Genomic DNA, 21488 nt, shown 5'->3' with positions numbered 1-21488 from the left:
GACCGTTCCACGCGACGTACGGGGCGGCGGCGGCACTGCCGCCACCGCCCCGCCATTCCGCACCGAAGGGACCTCTCCCGCCATGGCGCACGTGTTCCGGAGCGACTACCCCGACGTCCAGCCACTCGACACCGCCATCCACGACGCGGTCCTCGGGCACGCGAGCGAGGAGTTCGGCGACACCGTCGCTCTGATCGACGGGACGAACGACGCCGCCCGCCTCACCTACCGGCAGCTCGACGCCTTCCACCGCAAGATCGCCGCCGGGCTGGCCGCCGCCGGACTGGTCAAGGGCGACGTCCTGGCCCTCCACAGCCCCAACACCATCGCCTACCCGGCCGTCTTCCACGCCGCCACCCGGGCCGGCGCCACCGTCACCACGGTCCACCCGCTGGCCACCGCCGAGGAGTTCGCCAAGCAGCTGCGCGACTCCTCCAGCCGCTGGATCGTGACCGTCTCCCCGCTCCTGGCCACCGCGCGCCGCGCCGCCGAACTCGTCGGCGGCATCCAGGAGATCTTCGTCTGCGACCAAGCCGAGGGACACACCTCCGTCCTCGACATGCTCACCACGACCGCCCCCGAACCCATGGTCGCCCTCGACCCGGCCGAGGACGTCGCCGCGCTCCCGTACTCCTCCGGCACCACCGGCACCCCCAAGGGCGTCATGCTCACCCACCGCTCCATGGCCACCAACCTGGAGCAGCTGCGCCCCTTCGTCCCCATGGCCCCCGGCCACCGCATCCTCGCCGTGCTGCCCTTCTTCCACATCTACGGCCTCACCGCCCTGATGAACGCCCCGCTGCGCACCGGCGCCACCGTCGTCGTGCTGCCCCGCTTCGACCTCGCGCAGTTCCTCGCCGCCATCGAGAAGCACCGCATCAACGGGCTGTACGTGGCTCCGCCCATCGTGCTGGCCCTCGCCAAGCAGCCCGTCGTCGACCGCTACGACCTGTCCTCGCTGGAGTACATCGTCAGCGCGGCCGCCCCGCTCGACGCGGACCTCGCCGCCGCCTGCTCCCGCCGCCTCGGCCTGCCCCCGGTCCGCCAGGCGTACGGGATGACGGAGCTCTCCCCGGGCACCCATGTCGTCCCGCTCGCCGCCGAGAACCCGCCGCCCGGGGCCGTCGGCACCCTGCTGCCCAGCACCGAGATGCGGATCGTCTCCCTCGACAGCCCGGACGAGGACGCCGGCACCGGCACCGACGGCGAGATCCTGATCCGGGGCCCGCAGGTCATGAAGGGCTACCTCGGCCGTCCCGACGCCACCGCCGAGATGATCGACGCCGACGGCTGGGTGCACACCGGCGACATCGGCCGCGTCGACGAGGACGGCTGGCTGTTCGTCGTCGACCGCGTCAAGGAGCTCATCAAGTACAAGGGCTACCAGGTGGCCCCCGCCGAACTCGAGGCGCTGCTGCTCGGCCACGAGTCCGTCGCGGACGCGGCCGTGATCGGTGTGTACGACGCCGACGGCAACGAGATCCCGAAGGCGTACGTGGTCCGCCGGCCGGCCGCCCCGGACCTCACCGCCGGGGACGTCATGGCCTGGGTGGCCGAACGCGTCGCCCCGTACAAGAAGATCCGCGGCGTCGCCTTCGTCGACGCCGTGCCCCGGGCCGCCTCCGGGAAGATCCTCCGCCGTGAACTGCGCGAAAGGGAGAAGCAGCAATGAGCCTCGCTCCGGCCGCCCACGAACGGGGCGTCACCACCCTCACGCTCGACTCCCCGGCGAACCGCAACGCGCTGAGCGCGGGGCTGGTGACCGGCCTGTCCGAGGCGCTCGCCGCCTGCGCGGCGGACGAGGCGGTACGGGCCGTGGTCCTCACCCACACGGGCAACACGTTCTGCGCGGGCGCCGACCTGACCGCACCGGCCGACCCGCACGCGTTCGTCGCCCTGATGCGGCAGATCATCGCCCTGCCCAAACCGGTCGTGGCCCGTGTCACCGGCCACGTCCGGGCGGGCGGCCTCGGCCTGCTCGCGGCCTGTGACATCTCGGCCGCAGGCCCCGGCGCCACCTTCGCCCTCACCGAATCCCGCCTCGGCCTGGCCCCGGCGGTCATCTCCCTCCCGCTCCTGGTGCGCACCGACCCCCGGGCCGCCGCCCGCTACTACCTCACCGGCGAACGCTTCGACGCGCCCGAGGCCGCCAGGATCGGCCTCGTGAGCATCGCCACGGAGGACGTGGACAAGGCGCTGATACCGGTACTGGACGGACTGCGCCGCGCCTCACCGCAGGGGCTGGCCGCATCGAAGGAGCTGGTCACGGCTACTGTGCTGGAGAGTTTCGACCAGCACGCAGAAGACCTCGTCGCCCGTTCGGCAGCACTCTTCGCCTCCGCCGAGGCAAGGGAGGGGATGACGGCCTTCCTGGAACGACGGGATCCCGCATGGCTGCTGTGACCCCCACCAGCCCCAAGTCCCCCAAGCAGGACCGCAGCCGCGCCACCCGCCGCCGCCTCCTCGAAGCCGCCGTCGCCAGCCTCGCCGAACACGGCTGGGCCGGCTCCACGGTCTCCGTCGTCGCCGAGCGCGCGGGCGTCTCGCGCGGCGCCGCCCAGCACCACTTCCCCACCCGCGAGGACCTCTTCACCGCCGCCGTCGAGTATGTCGCCGAGGAGCGCTCCGCCGCCCTGCGCGCCGTCCCCGGCCAGGACCGCGCCGCCGTCGTCGCCGCCCTGGTCGACCTCTACACCGGCCCCCTCTTCCGCGCCGCCCTCCAGCTCTGGGTCGCCGCCTCCAACGAGGAGCAGCTCCGCCCCCGCGTCACCGAACTGGAGGCCCGCGTCGGCCGCGAGACCCACCGCATCGCGGTCAGCCTCCTGCATGCCGACGAGACCCGCCCCGGCGTCCGCGAGACGGTCCAGGGCCTCCTGGACATGGCCCGCGGCCTGGGCCTCGCCAACGTCCTGACGGACGACACGGCCCGGCGCGCGCGGGTGGTGCGGCAGTGGGCGGCGCTGGTGGAGGAAGGGCTGGGTCCGGACCTTCCGGCGTACGGGAGTTGACGCGCGGATGAGGAGTCGGCGTCGAACAGCCGCACGGCCGCCCGATCGGCCGTGGGGCGCGGAACCGCTGGCTACGTTGACGCTGTGCGCAGGCGGCAGTGGTCAGAGGGCGACGGCAGGAGCTCCGGTGCGAGCGCGAGCGCGCGGGCGGGCGCGCCGGCCCGCGACGGCGGCCCCCGCTCCCTGCGGGGCATGCAGCAGGCCCTGGGCAACGAGGCCACCACGCGTGCGCTGCGGCGCGGGAAGCAGCCCGTGGTCCGGCCCCCCGCCATCGACGAGCGGGCCGAGCAGGGGCTCGTACTGCCGCCGTATCTGAGGGACCTGGAGGCGGGCGGGCTCTCCACGGCGTACGGGCTGACCGGGCAGGAGTTCGTGGGCAGCGCGGTCGCGGCCGTCGTGGGGCACGGCGGCGGCACGGTGGCCGCGATCTCCGCCGAACTCGCCGGGCGCCCCGAGTCGTTCTTCGGCCGGGGCCGGGCGTTCGCGGTGGAGGGCGCGCAGGGCGGTGACGGGTTCGACGTCACCGTGAGCATCGCGCCCGCGCCCGACGACCTGCCGCCCACGTTCCACCCGGCCGCCGGTCTCACGAGCGCCCCGCCGGACCCGGGCGGGGCGCCGCTCGCCGCGCTGGACGAGGCGGAGGGCAAGGAGACCAAGGTCGACGTCCAGCACAACAGCGGTGCCACCGCGAGCAGTACGGCCGGCAACGCGTCGGGCACGGGAGCGGGCGGTACGGCCTTCGGGCTGGCCCCGGTCGTACCCGGGCTGTGGCTGGGGGCGGCGGTGACGGGCAGCGTGCAGCCCTGGCAGTCCTCCCGGGACTCCCGCTCCCAGCGCGGGGTGGCCGAACCACGGGTGCTGCGCAGCGACAAGGGCTCGGTTGAGGTGGACCGCCGGGTGGTGTACGTCGTACGGGTCCGGCCCCAGGCGGGCGGGGACGCGCAGGTCTTCCGGGGCTCGGGGCGGCTCACCCAGCGGGTGCCCACCGAGCACCTGATCCCGGCGGGGACCGAGGCACCGGCCCCGCCGCAGCCGGTGGACGCCGCCCTCGCGCGGCGGGTCTCGCTGGCCGACTCGCTGGCCCCCGTCGCCGTCTTCGACCCGGCCGGACCGCACCGGGGCGGCGGTGGGCTGTTCGACGCGGTCGCCTCCGTTCTGCACCCCTCGCTGACCGCGCCGGGCGCGCCCGGCCGCTCCCGGCTGTACGAGGCGACGGCCGCTCCGGCCGTGCTGGAGGACCTGCCCCGGCTGCTGGGCGGCGACGGCGTCACGGGGGACGACCTGTACTCCAAGGACGGCAGCAGCGCGGGCAGTTACCGGATGCGCGCCGTCGTCACCGGGCTGACCCCTGCCTGGGGCACCGGGAAGACCCAGCTGCGCACGCGTCAGCAGGCCCAGCACACCGCGACCGAGTCGGCGGGCAAGGGGCGGGCCGTCGCGGGCGGGATCGGCCCGGCGATCGGGGTCGGGGCGGCGGGCAACGCGGCGGTGGTGCGGGCCGCGGCGATGCCGGTCGCCGCCGCCCGCAAGGCCAGGTTCAGCGTGAACGAGCAGACCGTCTCCAGCCGGCAGGGTGCGGAGGTGCGGGGCGAGAAGGTGCTCTACCTGGGGACCGTGCGGTTCACCGCGGAGGGCACAGGACCCCGCTCGGCCCGGATGATCCTGCGCCCCGAGGCGCGGGTGGCCACCCATGAGATGCGGGTCTGGATCGGCCTGCGGGCGGACGAGGCGCGGGAGGCGGGGCTGCCGCTGCCGCCGGGGACGGCGGCGGGCGAGTTCATCAGGAAGCCGGAGCCGCGAGGGACGGGGGCGGAGGCGGAGGACGGGGCCGAGGACGCACGGCACCTGCCCTTCGGCGCGCCGGGGGCGAGCGTGGCGCTCGGCCGCCTCGACACCGCGCCCATGACGAAGGCCGTGCGGGAGCTGTTCGCCACCGATCCCCGGCTGGCCGGGTACCTGCCGGCCTTCGGCACCACGCCGCCCCCGGCAGGCCTCGGCCGGGAGGAGGCCGAGGCGCAGCGCACCAACTACCGCGAGCTGATGACGGCGCTCTCCGAGACCAACCTGCGGGTGAACAAGGACCAGCTGCTGTCCACCGGCATCCGGGTCCGGCTGCGCCGCAAGACCGCGCTGCACTCCCATGACGTCCAGCTGAGGGTGCACGGTGTCATGGGCGAGCCCCGCCATCTGGGCGAGATCGACGACTGGCTGGTCCGCGCGCACTCCGGGGTCGCCGCCAACGCGCAGAGCGGCCGCAGCAGTTCGCGCTCCATCGGGGGCATGGTGCTGGCGCAGGCGCGGCTGATACCGGGTGTGCTCACCGGATCGGCCCGCTACGAGCGCCAGAGCTCCGGCACCCGGCGCAACCAGGGCGGCCCCACCACCCGTACCGACGTCCTCACCAACGGTTCGGAGAAGGCGAGCGCGTTCGGGGCGGCGCTGCGTCTGAACGTGGATGTCACCATGACCTCGCGCCGGCGCAAGGCGGCCCGCGCCCTGACCCCGGGTGCCCCCGGCCGGGACGCGCCGGAGGCCACGCTGCTGTCGGGGCTGCACCTGGAGGAACAGGACGTACGTCTGCTGACGCCGTCCGAGTTCACCGTCGGCACGGACGAGAAGGCACGGCTGGACGCGGGCGGCGGGCAGGCCCCGGGCCCGGAGCGGGCCGTCACGGCGGCGGGCATCGGCGACCTGGCCGGGCTCGCCCCGGTCCCGGCGGCCGGGCGGCCGGTGCGGGACTGGCAGCTGGTGGAGACCGTCGGCGACGGGCAGCCGGTGCGCGACCTCGCCCTGACGCTGCTCTCCCGTGCCGCCGCGCGCGGACAGGCGGGCCGACAGGATCCCGCCCTGGCCGCGGAGGGGCTGGCGCCCCGGCTGGCGGTCGAGGAGCGGTTCAGCCCGCGGGCGGTCGCGGCCGCTCTGCGGCAGGCCTCGTCCTCGGGGTGGGTGGTGAAGAACCTGCGCTACCCGCGCCGGCTGGCCGCGCTGAACGGGGCGGTGGGCACCCGGCTGGCGCTGGCCGCTCCCCGGCTGGTGCACGAGGCGGCGGGTCCGGGCACCGAGACATTCGTGCTGGGCGGCCATCAGGCAGGCGGCCAGCAGGGGGAGGGCACGGCGAGCACGGTGCAGATCGGGGTCAGCGGCGTGCAGAACGGCGCCGGGTGGCGGGTCGGCGAGGGGCTGTCGGGCCACAGTTCGACGAGCAGGGGCGACAGTGAGGCCGCGACCGTGTCGGGCACGGTGGAGCGCAACGCCCACACGCCGAAGAAGGCCCCGCTGTATCTGGTCCGGTGCGATCTGCTCGTCACGATGGTGGCGGAGGTCAAGGTCACGGGCGGCGGCCCGTACGTGGCCGGAGCGGCCCGGACCCTGCCGGGCGCGGCGGCGGTGTGGCTGACGGCGGAGCAGCTGAGGGCGGCGGGGGTGGACCTGCCGGAGTCGGCGCGCAGAGCGCTGAAGGTGAAGCGGCCCGACGACGGCCCCGCCGCGGAAGGCCAGGCCGTCCGCGCGGAGGGCTCGGGGCGGGCCGCGGCCGGTGGCAGTGGCGGCGGTGCCCCGGCCCGGTCGGGGCCGACGCTCGCCCGCGACCTGCCGCTGGGCTTCGGCATGATCGAGGACCTGCCCGACTTCGTCCCCCTGCTTGACCGGCTGCGCGGCAACCTCGCGGCCACCGGCCGGCAGGACCTGGCCGACGATCTCCTGCCCCGCCGGCAGCTGCGGGACCGCAACGACAACGTGCAGCGCCTGCTGCGGGTCCTGGACCGCGACGGCTCGGCCGGACTGCTGGCGGGTGCCATGGACGGCGGGGTCACGGTGGAGCTGCTGGACGGCCGCAGGACGCCGTACTGGGCGGTGTTCAGGATCGTCCGCAGCGGCGACGGCGTCCGGGAGGGCGAGGCGGACGACGGCCGGGACATGGAGTACATCACCTCGGCGGCCGCCCAGCAGGCCACCTCCCACGACGAGGGCGGGACCACCGGCGTGGAGGGCGTTCTGGCGGGCTCCGGCAAACCGGACGGCGGGGCGGGCCCGGTCAGGAGCGCGGGCGCGGCGGCCGGGCTCGGCATCGCCTCCGGCTCCGGACGCCGCAGGGGCGGCGCGGCACGCGGCCAGCTGGGCATGAAGACGGTCGCGGAGGCGAAGACGGCGAAGTCGGCGAGGATACGGGTGCCGATCGTGGCGAGCCTCGAACTCCACCAGGGGGACCGCCGGGTGGCCATGGCCGGCTCGGGCCGTACGTCACTGGTCCACCGGATCCTGGAGAGCGACCTCACGGCCCTGCGCCGGGTGAGCGGCCCGCGCCGCGCCCCGCGCCCCGCTCCGGGCGCCCCGGCCGGCGGCACGGCCGGGCTCGGCACCTGGCGCGCCGACGGGGTCCCGCTGCCGATGGAGGCGCAGCTGAACGGCTTCCAGGGGGCGGCGCACGTACGGGAGCTGGTGAACGCGGCGGTGCGCGCGGCGGGCGGCGGCGACCGCTTCCGGCAGAAGGGGCAGGCGGCCGCGTACACGCTGGGCGAGGCGGTCTCCACCGAGTGGCTGATCGGGGCCCTGCCCCTGCTCACCCACGCCGGCGCGGAGCTGCCCCCGGTGCACGCGAGCGGAGCGGCGGGCCAGGATCTGCGGGCCTCGGTGCACGCGCGGCTGCGCGCGGGCCGGATCCTGGGGGTCGGGGACAAGATGACGTTCGAAACGGTGGCCCAGAGCGGTCTGGGCGCGCCCCGCCCCACCCAGACGGACGGCCAGAGCGCGGCCGAGCGGAGCAGACAGGCGCGCGGCCTCTTCGGCGCCGGGGTGCTGAACGCCGACGAGTTCCGTCTCAACCAGCTGATGGCCAACGCGGGCGGCGCGGGCTCGGCAAGCGGCGCGGCGGCCCAGGGAGCGGGCTCGATGCCGCTCCACAAGCCGAAGTTCGCCTCGGTGCTGGTGCAGTTCACGCTGGACGTACGGGTGGTGGCCCGGGTGACGAACCGGGTACGCGGCTCCCGTGCGCAGGTGGCGGAACGCGAGCTGACACTCCCGCGCCCGGTGGTGATCCGCATGCCCCTCCCGGTGGCGGGCCGCCTGCTGGCCGCGCACCCGGCGCAGCTCGCGGACCCGCAGGACCGGCTGGGCCTGCGGTCGGCGGCGGCGGCGCCGACAGGGCCGTGAGGCACGGCCGGGGGCCCCGATATCCTTCCTCGTCCCGCACCGGCCAGGGAGGTCCGCACCATGAGCAGCAGCACCCCGTCACCCTTCTCCGAGCGCGTCGAGCTCAGGGGCGAGGGTCTCGTCCTGCGTGACTGGGCGGAAGGGGACCTGGCCGCGATGCCGGGGCTGTTCGATCACCCCGACATCGCGCACTGGACGCCGATCGTGTCCCCCTTCGACGAAGCCGCCGCCCGCGACCGGCTGGAGCGGGCGCGGCGGCTGCGGGCCGAGGGGACTGCGGTCCTGCTCGCCGTCACCGCGGACGGCGGGACACCGCTCGGTGAGGTGATGCTGCGCCGCGCACCCGAGGGCACGGAGATCGGGTACGCGATCGGGCCGGCGCACCGGGGCCAGGGGCTCGCCGCGCGGGCCGTGCGGGTGGTGGCCGCGTACGCCTTCGAGCAGCTCGGCGTGGACCGGGTGATCCTGGAGCTGGAGGCCGACAACGCCGCCAGCGTGGCCGTGGCCGTCCGGACGGGCTTCTCGCTGCTCGACGTACCGCTGATCGAGGGGGAGGAGAAGGGGCGGGCCTACGCCTTGCAGACGTGGGGCCTGGACCGCCCCTGATCTCCCCCGGCGCGCGCGGACGGGGCGACGGGCGGTCAGCTGGTCCAGAGGACCGGGCTGTCGCTGTACTCGTCACCCTCGCTGAACGAGGCGGCCACGATGGGCGTGGTCTTCGTCGCGCTCAGCGAACACGTCTCGTACGACGCGCCCTTGCTGGTGAAGTCGCGCGGCGCCGACTCGCTGTCGCACTTGCCCGGGAGGTCGCCTATCAGGATGATGCCCGTGGCGCCGCCGCCCTCCAGCTCGCCGCGCAGCCTCAGCGAGGAGTACGCCAGGTCGGTGCCGCCGACGTTCTCCACCTTCATCCGGATGTAATAGGGCGTCATGCCCTTCGCCTTCGCGCCGAATCCGGACATGTCCGCCTCGGCGCCCTTCTCGATCGCCGTGACGGTCACGGCGATGGTGCCCTTCTTGTCGGTCCCGTACTTGAAGGGCAGGACCGCCCTTTCGCCGACCTTGAACTTGGTGCCCGGCGCGGCGACGTCGCCCCCGGCCGGAGCGGCGCCGTCGTCGCTGGGCTTCGCGGACGGGCTCGCGCTGCCCGGGTCGGACGAGGCCGGGGCGGAGGCCGACGGCGACTCCTGCACCGATGCCGCGTCGTCGCCGTCGTTGCAGGCCGTGAGCCCGAGTCCCATGGTGGTGAGAGCAGCCGCGAGAAGAATGCGTCGCTTGTGTGTCATTTTGACCTAACTGGCAGTGAGAGCTGACCGATACGGCAGCCGGTACGACTGGACGGAGCGTCCGGCCGTGCGGCCGTCACCGTGCCGGAGCGGCACGCCGACGGCCGTCCGTCACCGGGGCGCGCCATGACGCATCTCAGCGTGGGGCGGGAATGCCACAGGAATGCCACAGGCGTGCGACAGGCATGGCACGTTCGCGCCCCCGGCGCGACCGCGGGGTCAGTTGCCCAGGTCCGCCAGCTGGTCGTAGCCCTCGATCTCCCGGGGACTGCGCGACCCGGGGCCCACGTAGCGGGCCGACGGGCGCACCAGGCGGCCCGTCCGCTTCTGCTCCAGGATGTGCGCCGACCAGCCCGCCGTACGGGCGCACGTGAACATCGACGTGAACATGTGCGCCGGGACCTCCGCGAAGTCCAGCATGATCGCCGCCCAGAACTCCACGTTCGTCGCCAGCACCCGGTCCGGGCGCCGCGCGTGCAGTTCCTCCAGCGCGGCCTTCTCCAGCGCCTGCGCCACCTCGAAGCGCGGTGCGCCCAGCTCCTCGGCGGTCCGCCGCAGCACCCGGGCGCGGGGGTCCTCGGCCCGGTAGACGCGGTGGCCGAAGCCCATCAGCCGCTCGCCCTTGTCCAGGGCCTTCTTCACGTACGCGGTGGCGTCGCCGGTGCGCTCGATCTCCTCGATCATGCCGAGGACGCGGGACGGTGCGCCGCCGTGCAGCGGGCCCGACATCGCGCCGACCGCGCCGGACAGTGCGGCGGCCACGTCGGCGCCGGTCGAGGCGATGACCCGGGCGGTGAACGTCGAGGCGTTCATCCCGTGCTCCGCCGCCGACGTCCAGTACGCGTCCACGGCCTTCACATGCCGGGGGTCCGGCTCGCCGCGCCAGCGGATCATGAACCGTTCGACCACGGACCCCGCCTTGTCGATCTCGCTCTGCGGGACCATCGGCCGCCCCTGCCCGCGCGCGGACTGCGCGACGTACGACAGGGCCATGACGGCGGCCCGCGCCAGGTCGTTGCGGGCGGTCTCCTCGTCGATGTCCAGCAGCGGCTTCAGCCCCCACACCGGCGCGAGCATCGCCAGCGCCGACTGCACGTCGACCCGGATGTCCCCGGAGTGCACCGGGATCGGGAACGGCTCGGCCGGCGGCAGACCCGGGCTGAACGCCCCGTCCACCAGCAGCCCCCACACATGGCCGAACGACACATGGCCGACGAGATCCTCGATGTCGACACCCCGGTACCGGAGCGAACCGCCTTCCTTGTCGGGTTCGGCGATTTCCGTTTCGAACGCGACGACTCCTTCGAGTCCGGGTACGAAGTCGGACATCAGGCGGCTCCCTCGGATCGGCGGCTGCGAGCGGGCCCCAGGGCCCACCCAAGATACTGGCGGGTTCCGACGTGACCGGGAAGCGTGACATCCGGCACAGCCTCCCCTTCCACCGCGTAACGGCGGGCGGACCTCCTTCGCGGTGGGCCGCTGCGGCAGGATGGCCCCGTGCCCACCGCAGACTCCTCCTTCGATTCCACCACCGATCCGGCCGCGATGCGCGAGCAGTACCGGTCCGAGGCCTTCACCGAGGACGGGCTCGCCGACGATCCGATGCGGCAGTTCGCCCACTGGTTCCGGCAGATCGCCGCAGGCGGCACGCTCCACGAGCCGAACGCCATGGTGGTCTCCACGGCCACCCCCGAGGGCCGCCCCTCCTCCCGCACGGTGCTGCTGAAGATGTACGACGAGCGCGGCTTCGTCTTCTTCACCAACTACGGCTCCCGCAAGGGCCGCGAGCTGACGGCCAACCCGTATGTCTCGCTGCTCTTTCCCTGGCACCCGCTGGCCCGCCAGGTCATCGTCACCGGCACCGCCTCCCGCGTCGCCCGCGAGGAGACCGTCGCCTACTTCCGGACCCGCCCGCACGGCTCCCAGCTGGGCGCCTGGGCCAGCGACCAGTCCGCGGTGATCGGCTCCCGCGAGGAGCTGATCCACCGCTACGAGGACCTGGAGGCGCGCTACCCGGAGGGCGAGAAGGTCCCCGCGCCCCCGCACTGGGGCGGCTTCCGCGTGGTCCCCGACACGATCGAGTTCTGGCAGGGCCACGAGAACCGGCTCCACGACCGGCTGCGCTACGTCAGGGAGAACGGGGGCGAGAAGTGGCGCGTCGAACGGCTCTGCCCGTGACGCGGCGGCCGGTCACCGTCCCCGGACACGCAGAAACCCGCAGGCTCTGGTCCCTCCTTGCGGAGGAGCCGGCCGGACTTACCGGCGAGCCTGCGGGTCGGTGACTGCTTGGGTTTCGGCAGACAGCCTGCCGAGGTGCACGGTGTGCGACGACGGGCTGTCAGCCCGCAGCCACCTCACGAATCCGATAAGACTGCACTTTTCGGATCACCTCCTTTCAACGTGTAGGACCACCTTAGGAACCACCCCGGGGCCCGCACAACCGAATTATCGGGGCGATTGATTTCGGGGAAGTCGCTGTGTGCTGAGTCACGTTCGAGTTCAATGGTCTGACGTGCGGCAATGGCGGACGCGTCCTGCAGGGGGTCCGGGATGAGTGCTTCCACGACCAGGGGAACGACCGATGCGCTCGGCCCCGAGCCGATTCCCGGGGCGGAGCTGCTGGCGGCTCTTCTCGACGGGATGGACGCCGCGCTGTGCGCGTTCGACGCCGACGGGACCGTGACCCACTGGAACCGCGAGGCCGAGCGGATTCTCGGCTGGTCCGCCGAGGAGGCCGTCGGGCGCCCGGGATTCGCCGGATGGGCCGTGCGACGGGCCGACGCGGACGAGGTCCAGGGGCGGCTGATGGCCGCCATGGACGGGCCCGGACGGCAGGTGCACGAGTTCGCGCTGCTGCGCAAGGACGGCGGGCGGGTGCTGGTGCGGACGCAGTCCGCCGGGGTCCGGGCGGCCGACGGGAAGCCCGCCGGGGTGTACTGCGCGTTCAGCGAGGTCCACGCCCAGATCGATCTGGAGCGGGCCATCGCGCTGAGCGAGGCGCTGTTCGAGGACGCGTCCTGGGGCGTGGTCCTGGTCGACGTGGACCTGCGGCCCACCGTCGTCAACGCGCACGCGGCCCGTGCGCTCGGCGGCGGCCGTACGACGCTGCTGGGCCGGCCCCTGGGCGAGCTGATCGTGCAGGGGGTGGAGGAGCTGGAGGGCGCGTTCCAGCATGTGCTGGCCGAGGGCGCTCCGCCGGCGCCCGCCGAGCTGTGGGTCACCCTGCGGGGCGGTGAGGGCGTGCGGCGGCGCTGCTGGCGCAGCGGCTTCCTGCGGCTGGCCTCACCGCTGGCGGAGGAGCCGGTGCCGCTGGGCGTCGGCTGGGTGTTCCAGGACATCACGGAGGCGAAGACCGCGGCCCAGGAGGCGGACCGGGTGCGCTTCCGGTCGAACCAGCTGCACCGGGCGTCGCGGTCCGCCGCCGAGTGCGAGGACCCGATGGAGGCGGCCACGTCGTCGCTGGACTACGCGCTGGCCGGGTTCGCGGACCACGCGCTGATCGACCTGGTGGCGGGGGAGCGGCTGGTACGGGCGGCGGCGACGCCCTCGGACGCCCCGGGGCCGTGCCTGCCGGTGGCCGGCGGCGGAATCCCGCTCCGGTACGCGCCGGGGCACCCGGCCCTCCAGGCGGTGGACCGTACGGGCTCGGTGCGGGCCTCGGCGGGCGCGGCGCGCTCGGGCCCGGAGTGGGCCACGGAGCGCCAGTGGCCGGGCGACTCGGTGCACGCGCTGTGCGTGGTGCTCCGGAGCCGGGGGCGGACGCTGGGCGTGGTGACGTTCCTGCGCTCGGCCCACCGCGCCGCCTTCGAACGCCCGGACGCGGTCTACGCGGAAAGCGTGGCGGACCGGGTGGCGGCGTCGGTGGACCTGTACCAGACGGTGAACGCCGGCCCGTCCGGCGACTGAGGGCGGCGCGGACCGGGCACTCAGTGCCGGTAGAAGATCCGGTCCGCGTACTCCGTCATCACGCGCCCGTTCCACTCGTGCCCGCCGTCGACGTTCCCCGACCGCAGCAGCGGCGGCTCGATGCCGCGCTCCAGCAGCCGTTCCGCCGCGGCGGCCATCATCGCCTGCATGATCGCGCTGGTGACCACCGTGGACGCCGGTGCGAACGGCGCCTCGATGCCGTCGACGTCCAGCTCCGCGTCACCGATCGCAATCTTGCTGTCGAGGACGATGTCGCAGTGGTCCCGCAGGAATCCGCCCGAGACGTGCCGGGAGCGGGTGCCGTCCGCGTACGCGACCGAGGTGACGCCGATGACCGTGAGCCCCAGGGCCCGTGCGTTGAGGGCCATCTCCACGGGCAGGGCGTTGCGCCCGGAGAGGGAGATGATCACCAGCAGGTCGCCCGACTTCGCGGGGCTGGAGTCGAGGACCGCGCCCGCGAGGCCGTCCACGCGCTCCAGCGCGGAGCCGAGGGTCGCCGGCATGACGTCGACGCCCAGGGCGCCCGGGACGGCGAGGAGGTTCATCAGGGCGAGCCCGCCCGCGCGGTAGACGACGTCCTGGGCGGCGAGCGAGGAGTGCCCGGCGCCGAAGGCGAAGAGCCGGCCGCCGGACTCCACGGTGTCGGCGATCGCGGCGCCGGCGGCCGCGATGGAGCCGGCCTCCTCGTCCCGCACGCGCTCCAGCAGGCCGATCGCTGCGTCGAAGAACTGACCGGCCAGCTTGCTTTCGCTCATCGAGGAGGACCTTTCCGGCGGTGTGGGGTGTCCATGGGGCGTCCGTACCGCCGATCACGTTGCGGTCTGGACCAGTGACATGTCAATAGCGCAGGGCCTGCCGCGGTGCTCCCGGAACACCTCGTTCGGACGGCGCGGCACGGTTGTCGGCGCTATGCGTCAGAATTGGGTCAGGGCCAGCGCACGATTGCATCGAGGGGCACGAATGTCCGGACTGATCGACACAACGGAGATGTATCTCCGCACCATCCTCGAACTCGAAGAGGAAGGCGTGGTCCCCATGCGCGCCCGGATTGCGGAACGGCTGGACCAGAGCGGTCCGACGGTCAGCCAGACGGTGGCGCGCATGGAGCGCGACGGTCTGGTGCAGGTCGCGGGCGACCGGCATCTGGAGCTGACGGAGGAGGGCCGCCGGCTGGCGACCCGCGTGATGCGCAAGCACCGGCTCGCCGAATGCCTGCTGGTCGACGTGATCGGCCTGGAGTGGGAGCAGGTGCACGCCGAGGCGTGTCGTTGGGAGCACGTGATGAGCGAGGCGGTGGAGCGGCGGGTGCTGGAGCTGCTGCGCCACCCGACGGAGTCGCCGTACGGGAATCCCATCCCGGGCCTGGAGGAGCTGGGGGAGAAGGCCGAGGCCGACCCGTTCCTCGACGCGGGCATGGTGAGCCTGGCGGAGCTCGACCCGGGCTCCGAGGGCAAGACCGTGGTGGTCCGCCGGATCGGTGAGCCGATCCAGACGGACGCCCAGCTGATGTACACACTGCGGCGGGCGGGCGTCCAGCCCGGCTCCGTGGTGAGCGTGACGCAGTCGGCCGGCGGGGTGCTGGTCGGCAGCAGCGGCGAGGCGGCGGAGCTGGACTCCGAGGTCGCCTCGCATGTGTTCGTGGCCAAGCGGTAGCGCTTGACCGTTCGGGAACCGGGCGTCGGTGGCCGTGGCCGCCGACGCCCGGTTTCGCATGGTCCGTCCCGTATCCCGTCGTGCACCTTTTCCGGCCGGAACCGCAGCGCTCCGGCGGATGGCGTGCCAGGCTGTGGCTGAGGGATACCTGAGAGTGTCGGCCGCCTGGCCGCGCGGTCGGGGAGGGGAGCAGGGAATGCGCCCGTCGTACTGGCAGGTCCGGCCCCCGGCGGGCGTGTCCCGGAGCGGCCCGGAATCAGCGGATGGCCCCGGCGCCGCAAGGCGCCGGGGCCTGTCCTCCCCTGTTCCGACCTGGAGCCCCGAGCTCTCGAGGTCGGTCCCCGCGAGCCCTCATCCCCGAGTGGCTCGCCTCCCGGAGAAGATCTCCCCGCCGCGGCCGGCGTCAATCCTGGGAAGCAGTCACTCGAACGAGCGGTGTTGTGTGCCGGAACCCGGTTTTCGAATAAAGGTTCGATAGTCTGGGCGACGCGACCGCAGGGTGATCGAGGGACCAGAAGGGGGTGCCAGAACAGATGGTGCAGCGCATCGATGTGACCGGAACCGACGGCGTACGCCTTGCGGCCTGGGAGTTCGCCGACCCGCCCAAGGAGCGCGCGGAGGGCGAGCGCGCCCCCGCCGTCTTACTGCTCCACGGCCTGATGGGCCGGGCGTCGCACTGGGCCTCCACCGCCCGCTGGCTCACCGAGCGGCACCGCGCCGTCGGCCTCGACCAGCGGGGACACGGCCGCAGCGACAAGCCCTCCGGCGGCCCCTACACCCGCGAGGCGTACGTGGCGGACGCCGAGGCCGCGATCGAACAGCTCGGTCTCGCCCCCGTGACCCTGATCGGGCACTCCATGGGAGCGCTCACCGCCTGGCAGCTCGCCGCGAAGCGCCCCGACCTCGTGCGCGCCCTGGTCATCGCCGACATGCGGGCCTCCGCGCTCGGCGCCGCCTCGCAGCGGGAGTGGGAGGACTGGTTCACCTCCTGGCCGGTCCCGTTCGCCACCCTTGCCGACGTACGGAAGTGGTTCGGCGAGGACGACCCCTGGGTGGAGCGGCCCAACCCGGCGCGCGGCGAGTTCTTCGCCGAGGTGATGGCCGAGCGGTCCGACGGGTGGCGGCCCGTCTTCTCCCGGCGCCAGATGCTGGAGTCGCGCGCCACCTGGGTCTTCGACGCGCACTGGGAGGAGCTGGCCCAGGTCAGATGCCCCACGCTGGTGCTGCGCGGCCTGGACGGCGAGCTGGGCCGGGCCGAGGCCCAGGAGATGGTCCGGGTGCTGCCGCGCGGGCAGTACGCCGAGGTGGCCGACGCCGGCCACCTCGTGCACTTCGACCGGCCCGAGGGCTGGCGCGCGGCGGTCGAACCCTTCCTGGAGCAGCTGGCGGAGGACGCGCGGGACGACCGCGAGCCGGTGTCCCCGTAACGACACCCCGGCCGCAGGCGTCCCCGGCGTCCCGGCCGTCAGCCCTTGCTGACCGCCGCCAGGATCTCCGGCAGCCGCTCCGCCGTGCGGGGGGCCGCGACCCGCAGCCCGCCCCAGGTGATCAGCGCCCCGTACACGGCACCCACCGGCAACAGCAGCCACAGCCGGTCCTCCGCACCGGCGATATGCAGCCAGATCGTCAGCCCGATCACCGGCGCGCACAGGAGCGCCGCCGAGACCATGCCGCCGAAGATCGAGATCCACGCGAGCCCGGCCTGTCCGGGCGCCACGTTCTTGAAGGCCCCGTCCTGCGGAATCGAGTACGGGAAGTTGGCCGAGGCCACCGCGCCCGTCGCCAGCATCGCGCCCAGCAGGGCGAACGAGAGCCCCATGACCCCCGGCAGCGCCTCCCAGTCCCCGAGCACCGCGGCCGTCAGGACCGTCACCAGGATCGTGTACGGGAGGGTGATCAGCAGCAGCGCCAGGGCACGGGCCCGCAGTTCGAGGTAGGCGTCCCGGGTCGAGGAGATCGTCAGGGCCACCATCCAGAAGGCGGAGGTGTCCTGGCCGAACTGGTTGTACATCTGGATGCCGAGCATCCCCGCGCCGAAGCACGCGAAGTACACCGACCCGGTGCCCTGCAACGCATTGAGCAGCGGCACGATCATCCCGATCGCCAGCGCCGTGACCCAGGCGGCCTTGGTCTTCGGGTCCCGGGCCACGTACCGCAGGCTGCGCTGCATCACCGTGCCCGTGCGCCCCTCGGGGAACAGCCCCCAGAGCCCGGAGCCCTCCCGGCCGGACTCGGTGCGGGACGGCTCGGCGGCGGCGGTCGTCGAGCCGTCCGGCGCGGTCATCAGCCGGGTCAGACTGCGCTGCCACAGCCACAGCAGCAGGGCCAGTGCCCCGGCGGAGAGCAGCAGTTGCACGACGGCCCGTCCGTACGCCCCCTGGGACGCGGAGTCCACCGAGCCGATCGCGGAGGCCGGCGGCAGCCAGCGGACCACCTCGGCGGCCGGGTCGAGCGCGGAGAGCCCGCCGGCCCGGCCGAGGCGCTGGGCGCCGAAGTTGACGGCCTGGATGCCGACCGCGATCACCAGCCCGCTGAGCACCGCCAGATCGCGGCCCTTGCGGGAGGTGAGCAGCCGGGTGTTGGCGGTGGCGACGGTACGGGCCAGGGCCACGCAGACCAGCAGCGTCAGCGGGGCGGCCAGGACGGCGAAGGCGATTGCGCCCGCCCCGTGCGCCGGGGCGATCACCGAACCGACGGTGAGGCAGAGTGTGAACAGCGGGCCGATGCCGATCAGTGAGGACACCAGCAGGGCGGTGATCAGGGGCCGGGGCCGCAGCGGCAGCATCACGAGCCGGGTCGGGTCGAGCGTCTCGTCCCCGGCGGCGAAGAAGAGCGGCATCACGGCCCAGCCGAGCGCGAGGACGGCCGCGAGCAGGACGACGAGGGAGCCCGCGTGGGCGTGGCCGCGCAGCGCGATCAGGCCGATGAGCTGCCCTGCGGCGATCAGCAGGGCGCCGGCGACGGAGATGATGTAGACGGTCCGGCGGCCGGCCGACTGCCGCAGTCCGTTGCGCAGCAGGGTGAGCTTGAGCCGGGCGAAGACGGGGACCAGGCCCGTCGCGCGGTCGGTGGCGTCGGTCCGGGGCCCGGTTCCCGCCGGGGCGTCGAGGACGCTCATCGGCTGCCGCCGCCCAGCCAGTCCAGGGTCTCGCCGGTGTCGCGGTCGCCCGCGCCGACGAGCTCCAGAAAGGCGTTCTGCAGCGAGGACGCGTCGCCGCGCACCTCGGCGAGGGTGCCCTGGGCGCGGATGGTGCCGGCCGCCATGACGGCCACCCAGTCGCAGAGCGACTCGACGAGCTCCATCACATGGCTGGAGAAGACGACGGTCGCGCCCGAGCGGGTGTAGCGCTCCAGCACGCCCCGGATGGTCTGTGCCGAGACCGGGTCGACGCCCTCGAACGGCTCGTCCAGGAAGAGCACTTCGGGGTTGTGCAGCAGGGCGGCGGCGAGCCCGATCTTCTTGCGCATCCCGGTCGAGTAGTCGATGACCAGCTTGTGCTGGGAGCCCGCCAGGTCCAGGACGTCCAGCAGCTGGGTGGCGCGGGTGTCGACCTCGTGGCCAGGCAGCCCGCGCAGCCGGCCGGTGTAGCCGAGGAGTTCGCGGCCGGAGAGGCGCTCGAAGAGCCGCAGCCCCTCGGGCAGGACGCCGATCCGGGACTTCACCTCGACCGGATCGCGCCAGACGTCCCGGCCGCCGATCTCGATCCTGCCCAGGTCCGGGCGGAGCAGGCCGGTGACCATGGAGAGCGTGGTGGTCTTCCCCGCGCCGTTGGGACCGACCAGACCGATGAAATTGCCCGCGGGCAGCACCAGATCGATGCCGGCGACCGCGGTCTGCTCACCGAACCGCTTCCACAGCCCCTCCACGCGTACCGCGGGCGCCGCCGCCCGCGGTACGTCCGTTCCGTCGTTGTCTGTCCGGTCCGGCATGTGCACGCCCTTCGCAGTCCCCTGGGCGCGTCCGGCCGTTGGGGGCGTCGCCCCCCAACGGCCGGACGCTCCTATGTGGGGGACACCCTACGAAAGGCGGCTCCGTGCGTCGGCCGCCTCCCTGCCGCAGGCGTACGCCAGGGGGCTGATCAGCTCCTCCACCTCGGGCAGCCAGCGGTTGGCGGTGGAGGGGCTGCGGGCCCACTGCACGACGCCGGACCCGCCGACCCGGGTCGGCGGCGCGGTGACGTAGTGGCCCTCGCCGATGGCGCGCAGGCCGATCGACGCGGCGTTCCACCCCACCTTGCGCACGAGGCCCTCCACCTTGGCGGCAGCGCCCGGCAGGACGAAGAACTGCATCCGGCGGTCCGGGGTGCGGGTGACCGGTCCGAGCGGCAGGCTCATCCGCTCCATCCGGGCGAGCGCGAGGAAGCCCGCCGCCTCCGGCACGTCGACGGCGTCGAAGGCGCGTCCGGTGGGCAGCAGGATGGCGGCGCCGGGGTTCTGGGTCCACATCCGGCGGGCGGCGGCGCCGCTGCCGGTGGCCCGGCCCGCCCAGTCCGCCCGGGTGGGATGGGCGCCGGGCGCCGCGCAGCCGGTCTCGCCGCACGAGCACCGCTGGGTGCCGCCGTCCGACTCCAGCCAGGTGCCGGGGCACACGTCCCAGTGCCGCTCCTCCGCGTACCGCACGGCGGCGTCGAGCAGTTGCTCGGTGCGCTGCTGGGGGACGGGTGCGGCTTCCATGACTCCGATGGGTTCTTCCACGCTCAGCACAACTCTGGCCATCGCCTGGGGTTACGGGCGTGGCGGGCGTGGTTACGGTCCAGCGCTTCCGCATACGGGGCGCATCGATGCATGGGCGGGGGCGCGCGGGAGGGGCCGGGCCGGTGGGCGGGTAGCCCTCCACGGGACATCCGGCACAGTTCACTCGGCATCTTAGGGGGCTTGCCGTGACGAAAACGGAGAGACGCGAAGTAAGTGACCAACCCGATGAATCGGTGCATTTCTCAGGCATATGTCGGGCAGTGATCCCTTTACCGATCACTGCGGCCTCAGAGGGAGAAACATGGCAGCCAGGCCTCTCGTCGCACGCCAGCCGAACGAACGGCTGCAGGCGCTCATTCAGGAAGCCGGATGCTCCAACGCGGGCCTGGCCCGCCGCGTCAACATGGTCGGGGCCGAGCGCGGCCTCGACCTCCGCTACGACAAGACCTCCGTGGCCCGCTGGCTGCGCGGGCAGCAGCCGCGCGGCCGGGCGCCGGGCATCATCGCCGAGGCGCTCGGGCGCAAGCTCGGCCGTACGGTCACGATCGACGAGATCGGGATGGCCAACGGCAAGAACCTCGCCTCGGGCGTCGGGCTGCAGTTCTCCCCGACGGTGACCGGGGCCATCGAGCAGGTCTGCGAGCTGTGGCGCAGCGACGTCGGCCGCCGCGACTTCCTGTCCGGTTCGACGGTCGCCTCCTCGGCGCTGGTCGAGCCCAGCCGGGACTGGCTGATCACCGGCGCCGACCCGCAGGTCGCCCGCGCGGCCGGGGCCCGGGTCGGGATGTCGGACGTGGCGGCGGTGCGGGCGACCACGGCCGCGCTGGTCGACCTCGACCACCGGTTCGGCAGCGGCCATGTGCGGCCGGTGCTGGTGCACTACCTCAACAGCGTGGTCTCCGGGCTCCTTTCGGGGGCGTACCGCGAGTCGACCGGGCGTCAGCTGTTCGCGGCGGTGGCCCGGCTCACCGAGCTCGCCGGCTACATGGCGGTCGACACGGGCCAGCCCGGACTGGCCCAGCGCTACTACATCCAGGCCCTGCGCCTCGCCCAGGCGGCGGGCGACCGCGCCTACGGCGGCTATGTGCTGGCCGCATCGATGAGCCATCTCGCCGCCCAGCTCGGCAATCCCCGGGAGATCGCCCAGCTGGCCCGGGCGGCGCAGGAAGGGGCGCGCGGGCGGGTGACGCCGAGGGCGGAGGCGATGTTCTACGCGGCGGAGGCGCGCGGTCACGCCCTGCTGGGCGACGCCCGCACCTGCCAGGCGGTGGCCGGGCGGGCGCTGACCGCGCTGGAGCAGGCCGAGCCGGACACGGGCGACGACCCCGACTGGATCGCCCACTTCGACCACGCCTATCTGGCCGACGAGCTGGCGCACTGCCACCGCGACCTCGGCCAGGCCGAGGCCGCCGCGCGCCGGGCGCAGGAGTCCCTGGACGGCCATCCGGAGTCCCGGGCCCGCCGTCGCGGCATCGGCCTGGCGCTGCTGGCCACGGCGCAGGTGCAGCTGCGCGAGGTGGAGCAGGCGTGCCACACGGGGACGCGCGCGATGGAGCTGCTGGGCACGGTCCGCTCCAGCCGGGGCGCGGAGTATCTGGACGATCTCCAGCAGCGGCTCGTGCCGTACGGGGACGAGCCCGCGGTACGGGAGTTCGGCGCACGTCTGGAGCTCCAGGCGGCCTGACAGGGCCCGCCCGGACGGCCGTTCAGGTCCGCGCGCCCCTTAACTGCGTCTTAAGGGGGTGCGGTGTTACACCCCGCGTGAAGGGAA

16 protein-coding genes are annotated in these 21488 nt (G+C 73.9%); 10 read left to right on the top strand and 6 right to left on the bottom strand.

Features of this window, described 5'->3' with window-relative positions; translation table 11 throughout:
• The first annotated feature begins 82 nt into the window (after positions 1–82).
• From RLT58_RS15300 to RLT58_RS15280, 5 genes are all read left to right on the top strand, one after another.
• Complete coding sequence (locus tag RLT58_RS15300) at positions 83–1672, top strand: AMP-binding protein (protein WP_311310930.1); 1590 nt, start codon at positions 83–85, stop codon at positions 1670–1672.
• Complete coding sequence (locus RLT58_RS15295) at positions 1669–2403, top strand: enoyl-CoA hydratase family protein (RefSeq protein WP_311310929.1); 735 nt, start codon at positions 1669–1671, stop codon at positions 2401–2403. The genes RLT58_RS15300 and RLT58_RS15295 overlap by 4 nt, the downstream gene beginning before the upstream one ends.
• Entirely contained in the window at positions 2391–3008 is a 618-nt protein-coding gene (locus RLT58_RS15290; RefSeq protein ID WP_311310928.1) for a TetR/AcrR family transcriptional regulator, read from the top strand. Before RLT58_RS15295 ends, RLT58_RS15290 begins: the two co-directional genes overlap by 13 nt.
• A gap of 84 nt (positions 3009–3092) precedes the next feature.
• Positions 3093–8156 carry a hypothetical protein gene (locus RLT58_RS15285; protein ID WP_311310927.1) on the top strand — a complete coding sequence of 1688 codons (5064 nt, stop codon included), beginning with the start codon at positions 3093–3095 and terminating at the stop codon, positions 8154–8156.
• A 60-nt stretch (positions 8157–8216) separates the two neighbouring features.
• The gene (locus RLT58_RS15280; RefSeq protein WP_311310926.1) at positions 8217–8762 is read left to right on the top strand and encodes a GNAT family N-acetyltransferase; all 546 of its coding nucleotides are present in this window, start codon (positions 8217–8219) and stop codon (positions 8760–8762) included.
• Positions 8763–8797: 35 nt separating this feature from the next.
• On the opposite strand, the gene RLT58_RS15275 is transcribed toward RLT58_RS15280, so the two are convergent.
• Both RLT58_RS15275 and RLT58_RS15270 read right to left on the bottom strand, forming a co-directional pair.
• The gene (locus tag RLT58_RS15275) at positions 8798–9442 is read right to left on the bottom strand and encodes a hypothetical protein (RefSeq protein WP_311310925.1); all 645 of its coding nucleotides are present in this window, start codon (positions 9440–9442) and stop codon (positions 8798–8800) included.
• 219 nt (positions 9443–9661) lie between these two features.
• A complete protein-coding gene (locus RLT58_RS15270; RefSeq protein WP_311310924.1) occupies positions 9662–10771 on the bottom strand; it encodes a citrate synthase 2 in 1110 nt (369 codons plus the stop codon).
• Between the two features lie 216 nt (positions 10772–10987).
• Here RLT58_RS15270 and pdxH point away from each other — a divergent pair, with 216 nt between their 5' ends.
• A complete protein-coding gene (gene pdxH / locus RLT58_RS15265) occupies positions 10988–11620 on the top strand; it encodes a pyridoxamine 5'-phosphate oxidase (RefSeq protein ID WP_311314527.1) in 633 nt (210 codons plus the stop codon).
• A 372-nt stretch (positions 11621–11992) separates the two neighbouring features.
• Positions 11993–13348 (top strand): PAS domain-containing protein, encoded by a 1356-nt coding sequence (locus RLT58_RS15260; RefSeq protein ID WP_311310923.1) that lies wholly within the window; start codon positions 11993–11995, stop codon positions 13346–13348.
• Between the two features lie 20 nt (positions 13349–13368).
• Here the strand turns inward: RLT58_RS15260 and RLT58_RS15255 are convergent, their stop codons facing one another.
• Positions 13369–14124, bottom strand: coding sequence for an SIS domain-containing protein (locus tag RLT58_RS15255; protein ID WP_311310922.1), 756 nt, complete (start codon positions 14122–14124; stop codon positions 13369–13371).
• A 205-nt stretch (positions 14125–14329) separates the two neighbouring features.
• Between RLT58_RS15255 and RLT58_RS15250 the strand changes: the two genes are divergently transcribed.
• Both RLT58_RS15250 and RLT58_RS15245 read left to right on the top strand, forming a co-directional pair.
• Positions 14330–15022, top strand: a complete 693-nt coding sequence (locus RLT58_RS15250; RefSeq protein WP_311310921.1) for an iron-dependent transcriptional repressor DtxR — start codon at positions 14330–14332, stop codon at positions 15020–15022.
• A gap of 533 nt (positions 15023–15555) precedes the next feature.
• A complete protein-coding gene (locus RLT58_RS15245) occupies positions 15556–16449 on the top strand; it encodes an alpha/beta fold hydrolase (protein WP_311310920.1) in 894 nt (297 codons plus the stop codon).
• 38 nt (positions 16450–16487) lie between these two features.
• Here the strand turns inward: RLT58_RS15245 and RLT58_RS15240 are convergent, their stop codons facing one another.
• From RLT58_RS15240 to RLT58_RS15230, 3 genes are all read right to left on the bottom strand, one after another.
• A complete protein-coding gene (locus RLT58_RS15240; protein WP_311310919.1) occupies positions 16488–18140 on the bottom strand; it encodes a transporter in 1653 nt (550 codons plus the stop codon).
• Positions 18137–18952 carry an ABC transporter ATP-binding protein gene (locus RLT58_RS15235; RefSeq protein ID WP_311310918.1) on the bottom strand — a complete coding sequence of 272 codons (816 nt, stop codon included), beginning with the start codon at positions 18950–18952 and terminating at the stop codon, positions 18137–18139. The genes RLT58_RS15240 and RLT58_RS15235 overlap by 4 nt, the downstream gene beginning before the upstream one ends.
• Before the next feature lie 87 nt (positions 18953–19039).
• Entirely contained in the window at positions 19040–19696 is a 657-nt protein-coding gene (locus RLT58_RS15230; RefSeq protein ID WP_311310917.1) for a bifunctional DNA primase/polymerase, read from the bottom strand.
• Positions 19697–20018: 322 nt separating this feature from the next.
• On the opposite strand from RLT58_RS15230, the gene RLT58_RS15225 reads away from it, so the two are divergent.
• The gene (locus tag RLT58_RS15225) at positions 20019–21401 is read left to right on the top strand and encodes an NsdA family TPR-like regulatory protein (RefSeq protein ID WP_311310916.1); all 1383 of its coding nucleotides are present in this window, start codon (positions 20019–20021) and stop codon (positions 21399–21401) included.
• Positions 21402–21488 lie beyond the last annotated feature (87 nt).

Origin of the sequence: Streptomyces sp. ITFR-16 (genome assembly GCF_031844705.1) — a bacterium.
In the GTDB taxonomy this organism is placed as follows: domain Bacteria; phylum Actinomycetota; class Actinomycetes; order Streptomycetales; family Streptomycetaceae; genus Streptomyces.
This window is presented reverse-complemented; position numbering and strand designations above follow the sequence as displayed.

What these genes read in the sequence shown, in the direction of transcription:
- RLT58_RS15300 (WP_311310930.1), top strand. Translation starts at nt 83, where the DNA reads ATGGCGCACGTGTTCCGGAGCGACTACCCCGACGTCCAGCCACTCGAC.
- RLT58_RS15295 (WP_311310929.1), top strand. Translation starts at nt 1,669, where the DNA reads ATGAGCCTCGCTCCGGCCGCCCACGAACGGGGCGTCACCACCCTCACG.
- RLT58_RS15290 (WP_311310928.1), top strand. Translation starts at nt 2,391, where the DNA reads ATGGCTGCTGTGACCCCCACCAGCCCCAAGTCCCCCAAGCAGGACCGC.
- RLT58_RS15280 (WP_311310926.1), top strand. Translation starts at nt 8,217, where the DNA reads ATGAGCAGCAGCACCCCGTCACCCTTCTCCGAGCGCGTCGAGCTCAGG.
- RLT58_RS15275 (WP_311310925.1), bottom strand. Translation starts at nt 9,442, where the DNA reads ATGACACACAAGCGACGCATTCTTCTCGCGGCTGCTCTCACCACCATG.
- RLT58_RS15270 (WP_311310924.1), bottom strand. Translation starts at nt 10,771, where the DNA reads ATGTCCGACTTCGTACCCGGACTCGAAGGAGTCGTCGCGTTCGAAACG.
- pdxH (WP_311314527.1), top strand. Translation starts at nt 10,988, where the DNA reads ATGCGCGAGCAGTACCGGTCCGAGGCCTTCACCGAGGACGGGCTCGCC.
- RLT58_RS15260 (WP_311310923.1), top strand. Translation starts at nt 11,993, where the DNA reads ATGAGTGCTTCCACGACCAGGGGAACGACCGATGCGCTCGGCCCCGAG.
- RLT58_RS15255 (WP_311310922.1), bottom strand. Translation starts at nt 14,124, where the DNA reads ATGAGCGAAAGCAAGCTGGCCGGTCAGTTCTTCGACGCAGCGATCGGC.
- RLT58_RS15250 (WP_311310921.1), top strand. Translation starts at nt 14,330, where the DNA reads ATGTCCGGACTGATCGACACAACGGAGATGTATCTCCGCACCATCCTC.
- RLT58_RS15245 (WP_311310920.1), top strand. Translation starts at nt 15,556, where the DNA reads ATGGTGCAGCGCATCGATGTGACCGGAACCGACGGCGTACGCCTTGCG.
- RLT58_RS15240 (WP_311310919.1), bottom strand. Translation starts at nt 18,140, where the DNA reads ATGAGCGTCCTCGACGCCCCGGCGGGAACCGGGCCCCGGACCGACGCC.
- RLT58_RS15235 (WP_311310918.1), bottom strand. Translation starts at nt 18,952, where the DNA reads ATGCCGGACCGGACAGACAACGACGGAACGGACGTACCGCGGGCGGCG.
- RLT58_RS15230 (WP_311310917.1), bottom strand. Translation starts at nt 19,696, where the DNA reads ATGGAAGCCGCACCCGTCCCCCAGCAGCGCACCGAGCAACTGCTCGAC.
- RLT58_RS15225 (WP_311310916.1), top strand. Translation starts at nt 20,019, where the DNA reads ATGGCAGCCAGGCCTCTCGTCGCACGCCAGCCGAACGAACGGCTGCAG.